We start from the raw sequence: 18,011 nt of genomic DNA on the forward strand, positions 1-18,011 counted from the left end.
CCTTGCTGCACCAATGCGGTTAAATTCGGGTGAGGATCGCGAAGCGGCTGACTCTTATTCAGCGGGTCCAGGTGCTTTAGCCAAGCCTTCCCAGCACCGGGAAATTCTCGAGCAGCCAGTAGGATACCGCCTGTACGCCGCCAGTGAGGAAGAACACTCCGGCGACAACGAGCAGCGCGCCGATGGCCTTTTCGACGCGGCCGAGATGAACGCGGAATTTGCCGAGGAAACGCATGAATGCGCCCGAAAACAGGGCGGCGATCAGGAACGGAATGCCGAGGCCGAGCGAATAGGCCGCCAACAGCAGCGCGCCCTCGCCGACCGTCTCGCGCCCGCCGGCAAGGGTCAGGATAGGCCCCAGCACCGGGCCGATACAAGGCGTCCAGCCGAAGGCAAACGCAAGGCCCATGACATAGGCCGCGAGGAGGCTTGCGGGCTTGCCTTCGCTCTGGAAGCGGGCTTCGCGGGACAGGAGCGGAATGCGCAGGACGCCGAGGAAGTTCAGGCCCATTATGATGATGAGTACACCGGCCGCCATCGCCAGCGGCTCCTGCCAAACGCGCAACAGGCGACCGATGCTCGATGCGCCGGCGCCGAGCGCCACGAATACGGTCGAGAAGCCGAGGACGAAAGCGACGGATGCCGCAATCAGCGCGCCGCGCGCACCGGCCTTGGCAGCCGCACCGGCATTGCCGCGAAAGTCATCGACCGAGACACCGGCCATATAGCAGAGATAGGGCGGGACAAGTGGCAGCACGCAAGGCGACAGGAACGAAAGCGCCCCTGCCCCGACCGCACTGACGTAACCGATGTCCAAAGCCATGTCGCCGTTCCAGCTTGCAGGCCTTCACATAGCGGCAGGCGGAACGGTCTTCCAGTCACAGTTGCGTGGCAAGTCGCCGCTACCCGGGAAGAAAGTGAGGCTTGGGTGCGTTCCTGTAACGAGGCGCACAACTTCTGGCGTCTCATTGACCCTTTCAAGCGATCCCAGGGAGATGAAACATGAAGGCGATCACAGTCGGACTGGCCGCGCTCTTGCTCAGCACGGCATCAGGTTTTGCGGCACAGGCATGGATGGAAGCCGATGCCGGCGGCAGCAAGATCTTCACCGATGCCAAGGGCATGACGCTCTACACCTATGACAAGGACGAAGCCGGCAAGACCAACTGCTACGACAAATGCGCCACCAACTGGCCGCCCCTGAAGGCAGAGGCCGACGCCAAGGCCGAAGGCGAATGGTCGCTCGTCGACCGCACCGACGGCACCAAGATGTGGGCCTACGAAGGCAAGCCGGTCTACACCTTCATCAAGGACCAGAAGGCGGGTGACGTGACCGGCGACGGCGTCGGCGGCGTCTGGCACATCGCCAAGCCGGATTGATATTCGGTCTCACTATTCGACCTGAGGCTCCGGGCGCAAAGGCGGCCGGAGCCGTTTTCATGCAACGCCCTTGCGACCATCCTGCTGGACCCGCGCGGGGCGCTCGCCGCGAATGATGTCGCTTGCTTCGACATAGGCCATCTCGATCAGGTAGGCGAGCATGTCACAGCGCTCGGCTTCCGCCATCGTGCGCAACTGGCCGAGCATCGACTGCATGTAATCGAGCGTTTCCGTGCGCCGTCTCGTATAAGTGTGCCGCATCAAGAAAACAGTTCCTTTTCCGGCCGCGCGACATCACCGCACGATCGAATTCAGATCAATCTACCCGAGAGTGATTTGCCCCTTTCGAGTGTGGGGTAAGTCTAGATCGCTTATCTTAAATTGCAAATGTTTCTTTTTATACAACTTTTGGTTGTATATAGGTCAAATTAAGGGATGACCCTTGACCGAACCGAAAAGCACGGCCATTTGACGGACGATTTAAAGAAATGTGTCGTGGCGGCATATTCCCTTCCGCCCCACCAAGAAAAATACAGGCAGAAATGGACGTCGTCGTCGTCGAATCGCCGGCCAAAGCGAAAACAATCAACAAATATCTGGGGCGGAACTACAAGGTTCTGGCCTCGTTCGGCCATGTCCGCGACCTGCCGGCCAAGGACGGCTCGGTCCGCCCGGATGAAGACTTCTCCATGTCCTGGTCGGTCGATACCGCGTCAGGCAAGCGGCTTGCCGATATCGCCAAGGCGGTCAAGGACGCAGACGGCCTGATCCTCGCCACCGATCCGGATCGTGAGGGCGAGGCGATTTCGTGGCACGTGCTCGAGGTTTTGAAGCAAAAGCGCGTGTTGAAGGACAAGCCGGTCAGCCGCGTCGTCTTCAACGCCATCACCAAGAATTCCGTGCTCGACGCGATGGCAAATCCGCGCCAGATCGACGCGCCGCTGGTCGATGCCTACCTGGCCCGGCGCGCGCTCGACTATCTCGTCGGCTTCACGCTGTCGCCGGTTCTGTGGCGCAAGCTGCCAGGCGCACGCTCGGCCGGACGCGTGCAGTCTGTTGCACTGCGTCTCGTCTGTGAGCGTGAGTCGGAGATCGAACGCTTTGTGCGCGAGGAATACTGGCAGATCGCCGCAATTCTCGGCACGCCTCGCAAGGAGAGTTTCGAGGCACGGCTGACCGCCTACGAAGGCAAGAAGCTGCAAAAGCTCGACATCAAGAACAAGGAGCAGGCCGACGGCATCAAGGCGATGCTGGACGGCGCGACGTTCCGTGCCCTGTCGGTCGAAGCAAAGCCCACCAAGCGCAACCCTGCCCCGCCCTTCACCACGTCTACCTTGCAGCAGGCCGCCTCTTCGCGCCTTGGCTTTTCGGCCAACCGCACCATGCAGGTGGCGCAGAAGCTTTATGAAGGCATGGACATCGGCGGAGAGACTGCCGGTCTCATCACCTATATGCGAACCGACGGCGTGCAGATGGCACCCGAGGCGATTTCGGCAGCCCGCGCCGCCATCGGCAAGGAGTTCGGCGACAAGTACCTGCCCGAAAAGCCGCGCTACTATTCCGCAAAGGCCAAGAACGCGCAGGAAGCGCACGAAGCGATCCGCCCGACCGACTTCTTCCGCACGCCGGCGTCGGTCAGGCAGTATCTCGATGCCGATCAGTTCCGCCTTTACGATCTCGTCTGGAAGCGCGCCATCGCCAGCCAGATGAACCCGGCCGAAATCGAACGCACGACGGTCGAGATCGAGGCCGTCAACGGCCAGCGCACCGCCGGCCTGCGCGCTGTCGGCTCGGTGATCCGCTTCGACGGCTTCATCGCGGCCTATACCGACCATCGCGACGAAGATTCCGAAGACGAGGAAAACCGTCGCCTGCCCGAAATCCGCTCCGGCGAGCAGATGGCCCGCGAGGCGATCAACGCGACTCAGCACACGACCGAGCCGCCGCCGCGCTACTCGGAAGCGTCGCTCATCAAGAAGCTGGAAGAGCTCGGCATCGGCCGCCCCTCGACCTATGCGGCAACGCTGAAGACACTGGAAGACCGCGAATACGTCGTCATCGACAAGCGCCGGCTGGTACCGGAAGCCAAGGGCCGCCTGGTGACGGCGTTCCTGGAAAGCTTCTTCGAGAGATACGTCGAATACGACTTCACGGCATCGCTCGAGGAAAAACTCGACGAGATTTCCGACGGCAAGCTCGCCTGGAAGGACGTGCTGCGCGACTTCTGGAAAGACTTCTCGACCTCCGTCGACGACATCAAGGAACTGCGCGTTACCGACGTTCTCGATGCGCTGAACGAAGAGCTGGCCCCGCTGGTGTTCCCGGCGCGCGAAGACGGCTCCAACCCACGCATCTGCCCGAAATGCGGCAGCGGCAACCTGTCGCTGAAGCTCGGCAAGTACGGCGCGTTCGTAGGCTGCTCGAACTATCCCGAATGCGGCTATACGCGCCAGCTCGGCGAAAACGGCAACGGCAATGGCGAGAACGGCGCTGCCGATGACGGCACCAAGGTTCTCGGCAAGGACCCGTACACCGCCGAGGAAATTACCCTGCGCTCCGGCCGTTTCGGCCCCTATGTGCAGCGTGGCGACGGCAAGGAAGCCAAGCGTTCAAGCCTGCCGAAAGGCTGGAGCGTGGCGACCATCGACCACGAAAAGGCGCTGGCGCTGCTTGGACTGCCGCGCGATGTCGGCAAGCATCCGGAAACCGGCAAGATGATTTCCGCCGGCCTTGGCCGCTATGGGCCGTTTGTGCTGCATGACGGCACCTATGCCAATCTCGACTCGATCGAGGACGTGTTCTCAATCGGCCTCAACCGCGCCGTTACCGTGATCGCGGAAAAGCAGTCCAAGGGCAAAGGCGGTCGCAATGGCGGCACGCCGGCAGCGCTCAAGGAACTCGGGGACCACCCGGACGGCGGCGGCAAGATCGTCGTGCGCGACGGCAAATACGGGCCTTACGTCAATTTCGGCAAGGTCAATGCGACGCTGCCGAAGGGCAAGGACCCGCAAACCGTCACCATGGACGAGGCGCTGGCGCTGATAGCCGAAAAGGAAGCCAAGGGCGGGGGCGGCAAGAAGCCGTTCCGCAAGGCGGCGGGCAACGGCAAGCCGGCGGCTAAGAAAACGGCTGCAAAGAAAACGGCGGCGAAAAAGAAGGAATAGGCAGCGTGGCGCGCAGGATCTCGGGACGAAGCCATGGCGATCCGCGAACAGCCGACACCCGCCCCAAGACGGGTGACAAGGACGCCTACCGGCCCTCGCGCGACGAAATCCTGCGCTACATCGCGGAGAACCCGGATCGGACCGGCAAGCGCGACATCGCCAAGGCGTTTTCGCTGCGCGGCGACGACCGCATCTGGCTGAAGGATTTGTTGCGCGACCTGGCCGACGAAGGTCTGCTGACCAAGGAACGCAAGCGACTCACCCGCGCCGGGGCGGTGCCGCACGTTGCGGTGCTCGATATTTATGGGCGCGATGGCGACGGGGTTCTGCTGGCGCACCCGACGGAGCTTTCCGTTAACGGCAACCCTTCCGTGGTGGCGATCCGCATCTCGCGCGGCGGTGTGGCGCCCGGCATAGGCGACCGTGTGCTGGCCAAGACCTTTGCGACCGACGATCCTTCCGGCCCGGCCTACACGGCGCGGGTGATGAAGATTTTCGAGAAGCGCAACGACGCCGTGCTCGGTGCCTTTCGCGTGCTCTCGGATGGCAGCTTCCGCATCGAGCCGGTCGAGCGCCGCCAACCGGAACTGATCGTCGACAAGGAATTCCAGAACGGCGCCAAGAACGGCGACCTGGTCGAGGTCGAACCGGCGCGGGCCAACCGCTACGGACTGCCCCGCGCCAAGGTGATTTCCGTGCTGGGTTCGCTGACCAGCGAAAAGGCGGTCTCGATGATCGCCATCCACGCGCACGACATTCCCCACATCTTCCCGCAAGACGTGATTGCCGAAGCCGAGGCATTGAAGCCGGTGACACTCGGCAGCCGTGAAGACTGGCGCAGCCTGCCGCTGATCACCATCGACCCGGCCGATGCCAAGGACCATGACGACGCCGTGTTTGCCGAACCGGACGGCGACGAGAAGAACGTCGGCGGCGTTATCGTCACCGTCGCCATTGCAGATGTGTCGGCCTATGTACGGCCCAATTCCGCACTCGACCGCGAAGCGCTGAAGCGCGGCAACTCGGTCTATTTCCCCGACCGCGTCGTGCCGATGCTGCCGGAGCGCATCTCCAACAATTTGTGCTCGCTGCGCGAAGGCGAGGACAAGCCGGCGATTGCCGTTCGCATGACCTTTTCGGCCGATGGCCGCAAGATCAGGCATTCCTTCCAGCGCATCCTTATGAAATCGGCTGCCAAGCTTGCCTATCCGCAGGCGCAAGCGGCCATCGACGGTGCGCCGGACGACAAGACCGGCCCGATCCTCGAGACGGTGCTGAAGCCGCTTTGGGACGCTTATGCGGTGCTCAAGCGGGGCCGAAATGCGCGTGAACCGCTCGAACTCGACCTGCCCGAACGCAAGATCCTGCTCAAGGAGGACGGCACCGTCGACAAGGTCGTGGTGCCGGAGCGCCTCGACGCGCACAAATTGATCGAAGAATTCATGATCCAGGCCAATGTGGCCGCGGCCGAAACGCTGGAAGGCAAGAAGCAGGCGCTGATCTACCGCGTTCACGACGCGCCATCGCTGGCCAAGCAGGAATCGCTGCGCGAATTCCTGCAAACGCTCAGCCTCTCGCTGGCGCGCGGCGCGCAGATGCGGCCTTCGCAGTTCAACGGCATACTGGAGCGCGTTCGCGGCGCAGATAACGAGGCGCTGGTCAACGAAGTCGTGTTGCGCTCGCAGAGCCAGGCCGAATACTCACCGACCAATATCGGCCATTTTGGCCTGAACCTCAGGCGCTATGCCCATTTCACATCGCCGATCCGCCGCTATGCGGACCTCATCGTCCACCGGGCGCTGATTGCCGCGCTCAGCCTCGGCGAAGGCGGGCTGACGCGTGACGAAGAGGCGCGGCTGGAGGAAATCTCGGTGCTGATCTCGGCCAGCGAGCGCCGCGCCATGGCGGCCGAGCGCGATACGGTTGATCGGTTGATCGCGGCCTACCTTGCCGAACGCGTTGACGACCGCTTCGACGCGCGCATTTCCGGCGTCACCAAATCGGGACTATTTGTCCAATTGCCGCAGTACGGCGCAGATGGCTTTATCCCGGTGTCATCCTTGGGTGGCGACTACTATATATACGACGAAACGGCGCGTTCGCTTTTCGGAGAGCGCAGCGGAAAAGGCTATCAGCTTGCGGACCGGGTCGAGGTCCGTCTCGTGGAAGTGGCTCCCCTGGCGGGGGCGATGCGCTTCGAGATGCTGACCGAACCAAAACCGCTGCCGGGCTCCAGGCGTTCGTTCCACAAGGCGAAGGGCCGCGCCCGCGCCTCGCAGAATCGACCGGGCCCGCGCGGCAGGAGACGATGATGGAACAACAGGTTTTCGGCGGCGAGTACCAGTCCGGCAGGCAGGCACGGCCCTTGTGGGCGGCGATGAGGCGCGGTTTTCTCGGCCGCTGCCCGCATTGCGGGGAAGGCAAGCTGTTCCGCGCCTTCATCAAGCCGGTCGAAAAATGCGACGTGTGCGGCGAGGATCTTCACCATCACCGTTCGGACGATCTTCCTGCCTATCTGGTTATCGTCGTTGTCGGCCACGTCGTGCTGGGTGGCTTCATGGCCATCGAGATGACCTCGACCTGGTCGATGTGGCAGCATCTTGCGGTGTGGGTGCCGCTGACGCTGATCATGGCGCTCGGCCTGCTGCAGCCCATCAAGGGCGCTGTCATCGGCCTGCAATGGGCGAACTATATGCACGGCTTCGGCGGTGAGGACGATCAGCTGGAAACCCATCCGGAGCTTTAGGGCACCGTCGGCCGGCAAAAATTGCCGGCTTGGCGCAATGGTGCACCGGCGATCGCCTCTTTCATGCCGGTCAAGTTTCCGCTAGGTCGAATACATGCATGGATTGACACGGGCGGAAGTCGACAAGGTCGAAAGCGCCGAAATGGAAGTCAAGGCTGCCCCGCTGCGCCCGCGCGACGCAGCGACACTGCTTCTGCTCGACCGCAAGGGAAATGATGTGCTGGTGCTGATGGGCCGCCGTCACGCCAACCACGCCTTCATGCCCGGAAAATTCGTGTTTCCCGGCGGCCGCACCGATCCGGCCGACAGCCGCGTTGATGTCGCTTCGGCCCTCCACCCGGCAGAAGAAGCCAAGCTGACGGCACGGGCCGGCCGCACCAGTACGGTGCGCGCACGGGCCATCGCGCTTTCGGCTATCCGCGAGACTTACGAGGAAGCGGGCCTGCTGATCGGCACCAAGGGTGCTTTCGTCAGCAGCAAGCACGACTGGCAAGGGTTCGTCACGCACGGCGTTCGGCCATCGCTTGCGAGCGTGCGTTTCGTTGCCCGCGCGATAACACCTCCAGGGCGCGTCAGGCGCTTCGATACGCGCTTTCTCGCGGCCTGGCGCAGCGACGTGGCGGTGGAACTGCCTGACGGCGGGCCAACCAACGAGCTTGAAGAACTGGTCTGGCTGCCGCTTGCCGAGGCCAAGGAAACCGACGTCCCGACAATTACCCGCACCATACTGGGCGAGATAGAAAAGCGGCTCGCCGACGACCCCCTGTTGCGACCCGGCGGGCCGGTGCCGTTTTATCGCATGCAGCACAACCGTTTCATCCGCGATTTCCTTTAATCAGTTCCAGTACGGATTTCCTGCCTTGGTGGTTCAAAACACCCCTTGCTGCCCCGAAGGTCGCACCTGCTCCAGCAGGCGGGCGCGGCTGGTTTTCGGACAGGTCAGTGCCGAACGGATGGCCATGCAATGACGGCCGATTCTGAGACCCAGGCCGAGGAGCGCGTTCACTGGCTGCCGATGATCGCGGCCATTTCCTCGATCAGCGTGGTTGGCATCGCCATCGGCCTCGGCATGCCACTGCTCAGCGTCATTCTCGAAACACGCGGCCACTCCGCCACGATGATCGGCCTCAACACGGCAGTCGCGGGTGTCGCCTCCATTGCCGCCGCACCGCTTGCAACGCCGCTGGCGACACGCTTCGGCGTTGCCTGGACGATGCTGGCGATGATCGCGATCGGAGCACTCTCGTTTGTCGGGTTTCATTTCGCGCCGGCATTCTGGATGTGGTTTCCGCTGCGCGCGATGCTGCATCTGGCGCTCACCATCCTGTTCATCCTGTCGGAATTCTGGATCAGCACGTCTGCCCCACCTCATCGGCGCGGCCTCGTGCTCGGCATCTATGCAACCGTCTTGTCGCTGGGTTTTGCCGCGGGTCCGTGGCTTTTCGCACAACTCGGCAGCACCGGCTTCATGCCCTTTGGCGTCACCATCGTGCTGGTCACGCTGGCGGCGATCCCGGTTCTGGCAGCACGCAACGAAAGCCCCGTCATCTCGCCGCACGAGGACCATGCCGGCTTTCTGCGCTACATCTGGCTGGTGCCGACCGCGACGGCGGCCGTGCTGGTGTTCGGCGCGGTCGAAACCGGCGGCTTTGCGCTGTTTCCAGTCTACGGCAACCGTATCGGTTATTCGGAAGCGGACGCAGCGCTGCTTCTAACCATGATCGGTCTTGGCAACGTGCTTTTGCAAATCCCGATCGGCATGATCAGCGACAGGGTCCGGGACCGCCGTTACATCCTGCTCCTGTGCGCGACTGTCGGCTTGCTCGGAACCGTGTTCATGCCGCTGTTTGCGCAAAACTGGCACCTGATGGCGGGCCTGCTGTTCGTCTGGGGTGGGGTCGTGGCAGCGCTCTATACGGTCGGCCTTGCCCATCTCGGCTCGCAATTGTCCGGCCATGAACTTGCCTCAGCCAACGCCGCTTTCGTCCTGTGCTACGGCATCGGCATGGTGCTTGGGCCGCAGGCCATCGGCATCGGCATGGATCTGGCGGGACCATCCGGTTTCGGCTGGTCGCTTGCAGCCTTCTTCGGTGGCTACATGGTGCTGGCCATCGGCCGCATGATCCTGAAGGCTTCCAAAGGCTAGATAATCTGCCCCAGCGCTGCGCGCAGCCTGTCGCCAATAGGGTTCGGCCGCCGCGTCGTGCGATCCACATAAACGTGGACGAAAAAGCCCTCGGCTGCCGCACGTTGATCGTCATTGCGAAACAGGGCGATCTCGTAACGCACCGACGACGAGCCGAGCTTTCCCACCCGCAGACCCGAAATGATCGTGTCCGGATAGCCCATTTCCGCGAAGTAGCGGCAGCCGGTTTCGACCACCAGACCGATGCGATCGCCGCCGTGAATGTCGAGCAGACCGTTTTCGATCAGCCAGCAATTCACCGTCGTGTCGAACAGCGTGTAGTGAACAGAGTTGTTCATGTGGCCGTAGACGTCGTTGTCGAGCCAGCGGGTCGGGATGGTGCGGAACACCTTGTAGGCGTCGCGCGTGGAAGGTGGCGTGCGTTCGCTCATGGCCTCACCACGCCGCCTTGTAGATCGTCAGCGCGTCGGCCTCGGCAAGCGGACGCGGATTGTTGACCAGTAGCCTGGTCTGCTTCATGGCATCCGACGCCATTTTGGCGAGATGTTCTTCGCCGATGCCGACATCGCGCAGGCGCGCCGGCAGGCCAAGCCGCTTCGACAATGCCGCCAGTTCCTCGATGAAGGCGGCGCAGCACCCCTGCGCACCCTCGCCTGCATCCAGTTTCGGGAACGCATCGGCCGCGATCTCGGCATAAAGATGGGCCGCCTGCGGTGCATTGAAGCGCAGCACATGCGGCAGGACGAGCGCGTTCGACAGGCCGTGCGGCACATGAAACGTGCCGCCGATGGGATAGGCCAGCGCATGCACGGCAGCGACCGGCGAGTTGGCGAAGGCCTGCCCGGCCAGCATCGACCCCAGGAGCATGGCGTCGCGGGCGGCGATATCCTTGCCATTGTTGACGGCGGTTTCGATGTTTGCGCCCAGCAATTGCAGCGCCTGCCGGGCCAGCATCTTCGACAGCGGGTTGTTGTTGGCATTGGTCGAAGCGTAGGATTCGATCGCATGCACCATGGCGTCAACGCCCGTTGCAGCAGTGATCGCCGGCGGCAGGCCGAGCGTCAGTTCAGCGTCCAGCACCGCGATATCCGGCAGGATGACCGGTGACGACACACCCCGCTTTTCTTCCTCGCCCACGGTGATGATGGAGACGGGCGTGACTTCGGAGCCAGTGCCGGCGGTGGTGGGGACAAGCGCCAGCGGCAGGCGCGGCCCCTTGGCATTGGCAACGCCCCAGGCTTCATCGAGCGCCTCGCCCGAACCGACGAGCAATGCCGTGAGCTTGGCGACGTCGAGCGATGATCCGCCGCCGAAGCCGACGACGCCCGTGATAGACGCCGCGCGGCCTGCCTCGACCGCCTTGTTGAGCGTCGCCAGCGATGGATCGGCCTCGACCGTGTCGAAAACGGTTACTTTCGCACCCTCCCCTTCCAGCGAACGTATGGCGTTATCGCAAAGGCCCAGCTTGCGCAGGCCAGGATCGGTGACGAGCAGCACGCGCGCGCCAAGCTTCATGCCCGCAAGCTTGCCGAGGCGCTTCGACGCACCAGCCTCGAAAACGACGAAAGGCGTTGTTGCGAAGGTGAAGGGGGTCATTTCAGTCATTCCATCGGTATCGGTGCGTGCCGTTCCAGATCAAATCTGGCCTGCACTGCGGATCGCAAATGCCGCCCTGCGCAACCTCTTGCGGAGAGCCGGACAGCGCCGATACCTTACAGAGCGACGATGCAGGCGGGCAATGTTGGAACAGGCCCGTTTGCTCCTTCGGAACCCCTTCTTTAGACTGACATGCCTGAGAATTCGGACCTGACGGGCCAAGATCGGCGTCCGAGGCTTGTCATCCGGCCAGTTTCCTGTATAGACGCCCGCAATCTGCCGGTCCTGGCTGGGGGCTGAACGGAGGGCCGTAGGTTTATTTGAACCTGCGTCAGGAAGCCAGAAGCGCTTTTGCCTCCCGTGTCTCCGCTCTCGACCGTCTCGAAATGCTCCTTTCTTCCCCGCTTCAACGGGTCAAGAGAAGTTGCAGAGGCTTTAGCCGCCGGGGTCCGGGAGAGAAACGAAGAAAGGCAAGACAAATGGCTCTTTACGAACATGTGTTTCTTGCCCGGCAGGATCTGTCGCAGCAGCAGGTCGATGAGCTCGTTGAACGTTTCAAGGGCGTCATCACCGCAGGCGGCGGCTCGATTGGTCGGGTCGAGAACTGGGGACTGAAGTCCCTCACCTACCGGGTCAAGAAGAACCGGAAGGCATACTACACGCTTATGGACCTCACCTGCCCTCCGGCAGCGCTCAACGAAATGGAGCGTCAGATGGGTCTGTCCGAAGACGTTCTGCGCTTCATGACCGTAAAGGTCGAGAAGCACGAAGAAGGCGTTTCGGCGATGATGCAGAAGCGCGAAGAGCGTTCCGAGCGCGGCAGCTTCGGCGACCGCGGCGACCGTCCGTCGCGCGGCTTCGGCGATCGTGACCGTGGCGACCGCCCGGCCCGTTCGTTCGACCGCGATGGTGGCGGCGAGCGTGCTCCGCGCGCCCCGCGCAGCTTTGAAGGAGGTGCAGAATAATGGTCGACATCAACCAGATCCCGACCCGGCGCCCCTTCCATCGCCGCCGCAAGACCTGCCCGTTCTCCGGCGCCAATGCGCCCAAGATCGACTACAAGGACGTGCGTCTTTTGCAGCGCTACATTTCCGAGCGCGGCAAGATCGTGCCTTCGCGCATCACCGCCGTCAGCCAGAAGAAGCAGCGTGAACTCGCCCAGGCGATCAAGCGCGCCCGCTTCCTCGGCCTGCTGCCCTACGTGGTACGCTAAAACTCTCCGGAGCGGGCGGTCCTCCGCCCGCTTCTTTCCACCGTGACGGGCACGGCTGGAAATTCAAAAAATCCCGAGTTGAGACGGTTTTGCCGCCTCTAACTGCCGCAATCGGGCAGGACAGCGAAAAAGGCGCGACAGCGCGCCAAAGCTTCCTGCCTTTCCTATTCGTTTCCGCCCTTTTTGGGCATGAAAGGACAAGAACATGGAAGTCATCCTTCTCGAACGCGTCTCGCGCCTCGGCCAGATGGGCGACACCGTCAAGGTCAAGGACGGTTTTGCCCGCAATTTCCTTCTGCCCAAGGGCAAGGCCCTGCGCGCCAACGAAGCCAACAAGAAGAAGTTCGAAGGCCAGCGCGCGCAGCTTGAGGCCCGCAACCTTGAGCGCAAGTCGGAAGCCCAGTCGGTTTCCGAAAAGCTCGACGGCAAGAACTTCGTGATCGTGCGCTCGGCTGGCGAAACCGGCCTGCTTTACGGTTCGGTCTCGACCCGCGACATCGCCGACATCCTGACCGCCGAGGGCTTTACCGTTGCCCGCAACCAGGTGGAACTCAACCACCCGATCAAGACCATCGGCCTGACCAACGTCGCGATTTCGCTGCACCCGGAAGTCGAGGTCACCATCACCCTCAACATCGCACGTTCCGCTGACGAAGCCGAACGGCAGGCACAGGGCGAAGAGCTGACCACCGCCGAGGCGATCTACGGCGACGACATCAACGACAACGCCCGTCCGGAGAATTTCTTCGACCCGAACGCCGAGTTCGAGGGCGAGGAAGCCTGATTTAGTTCAGCCCTGAACATCTGGACCAAGAACCCGGGCCCCGTGCCCGGGTTTTTTATGCCAGGAAAGAACTTTTCAAATCGTTCGCTTTTTAGCAAGATCAGAATGAGCGCTGTCTGATCGAGGGCGAGCAATGAATATTTTTTTGCAACGGATTATCGACAAGGCCATCCACACCGGCAATCTGACGGTCACAGGACCGAACGGCGCCACCAGAACCTATGGCGACGGCACCGGCGACAAGGTGCACATGGTCATCCACACCAAGCGAGCCGAGCGTGCGATTGCGCTGCACCCGTCGCTTGCCATCCCCGAAGCCTTCATGGAACAGGAACTCGACTTCGTCGAAGGCGACGTATTGAGCTTCCTTCACCTGATCTACAAGAACCTCGGCATATCGTGGACCGATTCAAGCTGGGGCAAGCTGCTTAATTCGGCGCGGCTGGCGTTTCGGCCGCTGCAACAGCTCAACACGACCCGGCGCTCGAAGAAAAACGTCGAGCACCACTACGACCTTTCGGGCGCGCTCTACAAACTCTTCCTCGACGACGACATGCAGTATTCCTGCGCCTATTTCGAGCGGCCGGACATGACGCTGGAAGAGGCGCAACTGGCCAAGAAGCGCCATATCGCCGCGAAACTGCGCATCAAGCCCGGCCAGAGCGTGCTGGACATCGGCTGCGGCTGGGGCGGGCTGGGGCTCTACATCGCCAAGACCTTCGAAACCGAGGTGCTCGGCGTCACGCTCTCCCACGAGCAGCATCAGGTGGCGACGGAACGGGCACAGGCGGCGGGGCTCGACCGCCATGTGCACTTCGAAATCCGCGACTATCGCGATTTGTCCGAGCGATTCGACCGCATCGTCTCCGTCGGCATGTTCGAGCATGTCGGCATCAACCAGTACCAGACCTTCTTCGACAAATGCGCGACCCTTTTGAAGCCGGACGGGGTGATGCTCCTGCACACCATTGGCCGCACCGCGCCGCCGACAACCACCAACGCCTTCATTCGCAAGCACATTTTCCCGGGCGGCTACATTCCAGCGCTCTCGGAAATGATGCCGGCCATCGAAAAATCGGGGCTTGCTGTAACCGACATCGAAATCCTGCGCCTGCACTACGCCGAGACGCTGAAGCACTGGCGCGAACGGTTCCTGGCCAACCGCGACAAGGTCAAGGAAATCTACGACGAACGGTTCTGCCGCATGTGGGAGTTCTATCTTTGCGGATCGGAAGCCTCGTTCCGGTGGCAGGACCTGGTCAATTTCCAGGTCCAGTTGACGCGCAAGAACGACGTGCTGCCAATGACGCGCGACTACATCTCCAAATGTGAAAAGACGCTGGAGATGCACGAGATGGCGCATGGCAAGCCGGTTGCGCAGGACAAGCCGGCAAACGGGTCCAAGTCGAAACCCGGAGCCAGCCGTAACCGCAGGGTTTCCGACGGAAAATAAGCCGGCGGCAAGGCTCGCCGCTTGTAAACAGTGCGGATTGCGGCGAATAGGGTGAGGTTGCCGCCGGAGCCCGCCATGACCTATGTTCTCTACACTGCCGCCGCACTTGCCGAGATCGCCGGATGCTTCGCGTTCTGGGCATGGTGGCGGCTGGACAAGTCGGCGCTGTGGTTGGTGCCCGGCATCGCCTCGCTCATCCTGTTCGCATGGTTCCTGACGCTTGTGGACAGCGATGCGGCGGGCCGCACCTATGCGGCCTATGGCGGCATCTACATAGCCGCTTCGCTTTGCTGGCTGTGGCTGGCCGAAGGTATTCGGCCGGACCGGTGGGATCTGATCGGCGCAATGGTGTGCCTCGCAGGCGCTTCCGTGATACTTTTCGCACCGCGCGGGGCCTAGCCCTTGGAACTGCCTGCGCAGCTTCGGCAAGCCGTCGATGAGCTGCTTGAAAACACGCCGCTTGCCGACCTGAAGGCGGCGGCCAAGACGCTGTCGGAGCGCTATCGCGCGGAAACCCGCGACGGTCGCCTTCACATGGCCGCGGACCTGTCGGTCAAGGCCTATCTCGCAACCCGCCTGCCCGCGACCTACGCAGCCGTGCGCGCCAGCCTTGACGCCATTGACGAAGCAAGGGCTGACTGGACGCCGGCAAGCCTGCTCGACATCGGCGCCGGCCCCGGAACCGTGCTTTGGGCGGTTGCCGACGCATGGCCGCAGTTGCAGCGCGCGACGCTGCTGGAGGCAAGTGCCGCCGCCCGGCGCATCGGCGAAAGGCTGGCTGGAGAACTCACACTGCCCGTGGACTGGAAAAGCGGCGATGCGACCATCGACCTAGCCGAATTGCAGCCTGCCGAATTGGTCACAGCCGCTTATGTGCTGGACGAGATCGTGCCCTCTTCGCTGCCGAGCCTGATCGAGAAGCTCTGGCAGTTGAGCACCGATACGTTGCTGCTGGTCGAACCCGGCACACCCGCCGGATGGCAACGGATCCTGGCGGCGCGCAGCCAATTGATCGATGTCGGTGCGCATGTGCTCGCCCCTTGCCCGCACCAGCAGCCCTGCCCGCTTGTTGCGCCTGACTGGTGCCATTTCGCACGGCGGGTGGCGCGCTCGCGGCTGCACAGGCTGGCCAAGGATGCCGAGGTGCCGTGGGAGGACGAGAAATTCATCTATCTCGCCGCAACACGCGACAAGCTTGCTCCGATAGGGCCACGCGTGCTTGCGCCGCCCAAGGCAGGTTCCGGCAAGGTGGACCTCAAACTTTGCAAAACGGATGGGCGGGCAAGCCAACGCCTGTTCACCAAGCGCGACGGCGATACCTTCAAGCGGGCACGCCGCGCTGACTGGGGCGATACACTCATCGATTGACGCAGCAATATATTCCTGTTTTGTTCTTGCGAACCCTAGCCTCGATTCGAGTCAATGCGGATTCTTTCCACCGGAGCCATCTGGCTGTGAATCGCGGGCACGAAAGGTCATTCAGCTGGTTGTGATGCAGATATGTCAGCACCCCTTTTCGTCGTTCTGATATCGAGGAGCCTGATTGTAATCAGAGGGAATCATGGCTGAGGCAGCGCGCAAGTTCGGAGTGCCGGAGCAACCGCTCTATCGCGAGGCGCCGAACAACATCGAGGCCGAGCAGGCGCTGCTCGGCGCCATCCTCGTCAACAACGATGCCTTCTACCGCGTTTCGGACTTCCTCAAGGCCTCGCATTTCTACGAACCGCTGCACCGCAAGATCTTCGAGGTTTCGGCCGAATTGATCCGCATGGGCAAGATGGCCAACCCGGTGACGATCAAGACCTTCCTGCCGGCTGACGAGAAAGTCGGCGACATGACGGTGGCGCACTATCTCGCGCGCCTCGCCGCCGAGGCCGTCACCGTCATCAATGCCGCCGATTATGGCCGCGCTATCTATGATCTCGCCACGCGCCGCGCGCTGATCACGGTTGGCGAGGACATGGTCAACATCGCCTATGACGCGCCCGTCGACATGTCGCCGTCGGACCAGATCGAGGACGCCGAGCGGCGGCTGTTCGAGCTGGCCGAAACCGGGCGCTATGACGGCGGCTTCGAAAGCTTCACCGACGCGGTCAAGACTGCCGTCGACATGGCCAACGCCGCTTATATGCGCGACGGCGGCCTGTCAGGCGTCGCCACCGGCCTGCGCGACCTCGACCGCCGCATGGGCGGCCTGCAGTCTTCCGACCTGATCGTGCTGGCCGGCCGCCCAGGCATGGGCAAGACGTCGCTCGCCACCAACATCGCCTTCAACATCGCAGAGGCCTATGTGCCGGCCCAGCAGGCGGACGGCTCGTTCAAGGCTGCCAATGGCGGCGTGGTCGGCTTCTTCTCGCTGGAAATGTCGTCGGAACAGCTCGCAACCCGTATCATTTCCGAGCAGACGGAAATTCCGTCATCGAAAATCCGGCGTGGCGAAATCAGCGAACTGGATTTCGAAAAGCTCGTGGCTTGCTCGCAGACGATGCAGAAACTGCCGCTGTTCATCGACCAGACCGGCGGCATCTCGATCGCACAGCTCGCGGCGCGGGCCCGGCGGTTGAAGCGCCAGCGCGGCCTCGACGTCATCGTCATCGACTATATCCAACTCATGCAGGGCTCGTCCGCCAAGGCGAGCCAGGGCCGCGTGCAGGAGGTGACCGAGATCACTACCGGCCTCAAGGCCTTGGCCAAGGAACTGGGGGTGCCGATCATCGCCCTGTCACAGCTCTCGCGTCAGGTCGAAAGCCGCGACGACAAGCGCCCGCAGCTCTCGGACCTGCGTGAATCCGGTTCGATCGAGCAGGACGCCGACGTGGTGATGTTCGTGTTCCGCGAGGAATACTATCTCAAGAACAAGGAACCCAAGCTCGGCACGCCCGAATATGTGCAATGGGAAAACGAGATGAACGAAGCCCGCGGCAAGGCCGAAGTCATTATCGCCAAGCAGCGACATGGCCCTACGGGCACGATCAGCCTCGGCTTCCAGGGCGAATTTACCCGATTCTTCGACCTTGCCGAGGACAGCCATCTGCCGGAGAGGTTCGAGTGAACAAACCTGAGTTTTTTAACAAATTGGAATCGAAAGACGCAGCGTCTATAGCGACGATCAAAGAGAACGCGCGGCGTTTGCTAAACGATCCTTCCCGTAGCTCCGATGCGAGGGCAATTCTCGATGCAATTGGCCAGATCGAAGCTAACAAGAACCCCACTGAAAGAATTGTGGATGCATTCAAAATTTCTCCTCTGAAAGAAGGAGAGAAGCGAGCAGTCTCAGCTTTGCTCGACAATCCTGGACATTCATCAGAGGAGCTCAGTCGTGACGCAGGCTGGAACGGCAAAAAATGGCATATGACATTCGGGGAGATGTGCAAAGAACGAGAAGTCAACCTGTGGCCGGCCGAGTTTGTACCTAGCCGGGAAGGTTATTTTTACAGTGGGATACTCGCCGATTTTGACGACGTCACGCGTGGTTTTGTGCTGAAAACAGAGGCCGAAAAGGCATTTCGGATTTTAGGTTTGTAGTCCA

At 62.0% G+C, this 18,011-nt stretch carries 18 protein-coding genes; 14 read left to right on the forward strand and 4 right to left on the reverse strand.

The genetic code is table 11. From position 1 onward, the window contains the following. Window positions 1–76: 76 nt before the first annotated feature. Window positions 77–823, reverse strand: coding sequence for a cytochrome c biogenesis CcdA family protein (locus ACODTY_RS12245; protein WP_488994541.1), 747 nt, complete (start codon window positions 821–823; stop codon window positions 77–79). 179 nt (window positions 824–1,002) lie between these two features. Here ACODTY_RS12245 and ACODTY_RS12250 point away from each other — a divergent pair, with 179 nt between their 5' ends. Next, the gene (locus tag ACODTY_RS12250; protein ID WP_488994542.1) at window positions 1,003–1,380 is read left to right on the forward strand and encodes a COG4315 family predicted lipoprotein; all 378 of its coding nucleotides are present in this window, start codon (window positions 1,003–1,005) and stop codon (window positions 1,378–1,380) included. A gap of 57 nt (window positions 1,381–1,437) precedes the next feature. On the opposite strand, the gene ACODTY_RS12255 is transcribed toward ACODTY_RS12250, so the two are convergent. Continuing rightward, window positions 1,438–1,641: a hypothetical protein gene (locus ACODTY_RS12255; RefSeq protein WP_488994605.1), complete on the reverse strand. Its 204-nt coding sequence runs from the start codon at window positions 1,639–1,641 to the stop codon at window positions 1,438–1,440. A gap of 281 nt (window positions 1,642–1,922) precedes the next feature. Here ACODTY_RS12255 and topA point away from each other — a divergent pair, with 281 nt between their 5' ends. The 5 genes from topA (at window position 1,923) to ACODTY_RS12280 (ending at window position 9,436) form a co-directional block, all read left to right on the forward strand. Further along, complete coding sequence (topA, locus tag ACODTY_RS12260) at window positions 1,923–4,544, forward strand: type I DNA topoisomerase (RefSeq protein WP_488994543.1); 2,622 nt, start codon at window positions 1,923–1,925, stop codon at window positions 4,542–4,544. 5 nt (window positions 4,545–4,549) lie between these two features. Continuing rightward, window positions 4,550–6,856 (forward strand): ribonuclease R, encoded by a 2,307-nt coding sequence (rnr, locus tag ACODTY_RS12265; protein ID WP_488994544.1) that lies wholly within the window; start codon window positions 4,550–4,552, stop codon window positions 6,854–6,856. Next, window positions 6,856–7,290, forward strand: coding sequence for a DUF983 domain-containing protein (locus tag ACODTY_RS12270; RefSeq protein ID WP_488994545.1), 435 nt, complete (start codon window positions 6,856–6,858; stop codon window positions 7,288–7,290). Before rnr ends, ACODTY_RS12270 begins: the two co-directional genes overlap by 1 nt. A 94-nt stretch (window positions 7,291–7,384) precedes the next feature. Then, window positions 7,385–8,125: an NUDIX hydrolase gene (locus ACODTY_RS12275; protein WP_488994546.1), complete on the forward strand. Its 741-nt coding sequence runs from the start codon at window positions 7,385–7,387 to the stop codon at window positions 8,123–8,125. 129 nt (window positions 8,126–8,254) lie between these two features. Next, window positions 8,255–9,436 carry an MFS transporter gene (locus ACODTY_RS12280; RefSeq protein WP_488994547.1) on the forward strand — a complete coding sequence of 394 codons (1,182 nt, stop codon included), beginning with the start codon at window positions 8,255–8,257 and terminating at the stop codon, window positions 9,434–9,436. On the opposite strand, the gene ACODTY_RS12285 is transcribed toward ACODTY_RS12280, so the two are convergent. Continuing rightward, the gene (locus ACODTY_RS12285; protein ID WP_488994548.1) at window positions 9,433–9,867 is read right to left on the reverse strand and encodes an acyl-CoA thioesterase; all 435 of its coding nucleotides are present in this window, start codon (window positions 9,865–9,867) and stop codon (window positions 9,433–9,435) included. The two genes, ACODTY_RS12280 and ACODTY_RS12285, sit on opposite strands and share 4 nt — an antisense overlap. A gap of 4 nt (window positions 9,868–9,871) precedes the next feature. Continuing rightward, window positions 9,872–11,032 carry an iron-containing alcohol dehydrogenase gene (locus tag ACODTY_RS12290; RefSeq protein ID WP_488994606.1) on the reverse strand — a complete coding sequence of 387 codons (1,161 nt, stop codon included), beginning with the start codon at window positions 11,030–11,032 and terminating at the stop codon, window positions 9,872–9,874. Between the two features lie 479 nt (window positions 11,033–11,511). Between ACODTY_RS12290 and rpsF the strand changes: the two genes are divergently transcribed. The 8 genes from rpsF (at window position 11,512) to ACODTY_RS12330 (ending at window position 18,007) form a co-directional block, all read left to right on the forward strand. Continuing rightward, a complete protein-coding gene (rpsF, locus tag ACODTY_RS12295; protein ID WP_488994549.1) occupies window positions 11,512–11,997 on the forward strand; it encodes a 30S ribosomal protein S6 in 486 nt (161 codons plus the stop codon). Next, on the forward strand, window positions 11,997–12,245 hold the full coding sequence (rpsR, locus tag ACODTY_RS12300; protein WP_024923879.1) for a 30S ribosomal protein S18: 249 nt from the start codon (window positions 11,997–11,999) through the stop codon (window positions 12,243–12,245). Before rpsF ends, rpsR begins: the two co-directional genes overlap by 1 nt. A 205-nt stretch (window positions 12,246–12,450) precedes the next feature. Next, a complete protein-coding gene (gene rplI / locus ACODTY_RS12305; protein WP_488994550.1) occupies window positions 12,451–13,029 on the forward strand; it encodes a 50S ribosomal protein L9 in 579 nt (192 codons plus the stop codon). A gap of 133 nt (window positions 13,030–13,162) precedes the next feature. Then, the gene (locus tag ACODTY_RS12310; RefSeq protein ID WP_488994551.1) at window positions 13,163–14,482 is read left to right on the forward strand and encodes a cyclopropane fatty acid synthase; all 1,320 of its coding nucleotides are present in this window, start codon (window positions 13,163–13,165) and stop codon (window positions 14,480–14,482) included. Between the two features lie 75 nt (window positions 14,483–14,557). Next, window positions 14,558–14,881 (forward strand): YnfA family protein, encoded by a 324-nt coding sequence (locus tag ACODTY_RS12315; protein ID WP_488994552.1) that lies wholly within the window; start codon window positions 14,558–14,560, stop codon window positions 14,879–14,881. A gap of 3 nt (window positions 14,882–14,884) precedes the next feature. Beyond that, entirely contained in the window at window positions 14,885–15,850 is a 966-nt protein-coding gene (locus tag ACODTY_RS12320; protein WP_488994553.1) for a small ribosomal subunit Rsm22 family protein, read from the forward strand. Between the two features lie 193 nt (window positions 15,851–16,043). Next, the gene (locus tag ACODTY_RS12325; RefSeq protein WP_488994554.1) at window positions 16,044–17,534 is read left to right on the forward strand and encodes a replicative DNA helicase; all 1,491 of its coding nucleotides are present in this window, start codon (window positions 16,044–16,046) and stop codon (window positions 17,532–17,534) included. Further along, window positions 17,531–18,007 (forward strand): hypothetical protein, encoded by a 477-nt coding sequence (locus ACODTY_RS12330; protein ID WP_488994555.1) that lies wholly within the window; start codon window positions 17,531–17,533, stop codon window positions 18,005–18,007. Before ACODTY_RS12325 ends, ACODTY_RS12330 begins: the two co-directional genes overlap by 4 nt. The last annotated feature ends 4 nt before the right edge of the window (window positions 18,008–18,011 follow it).

Source organism: Mesorhizobium sp. FG116 (genome assembly GCF_057809835.1).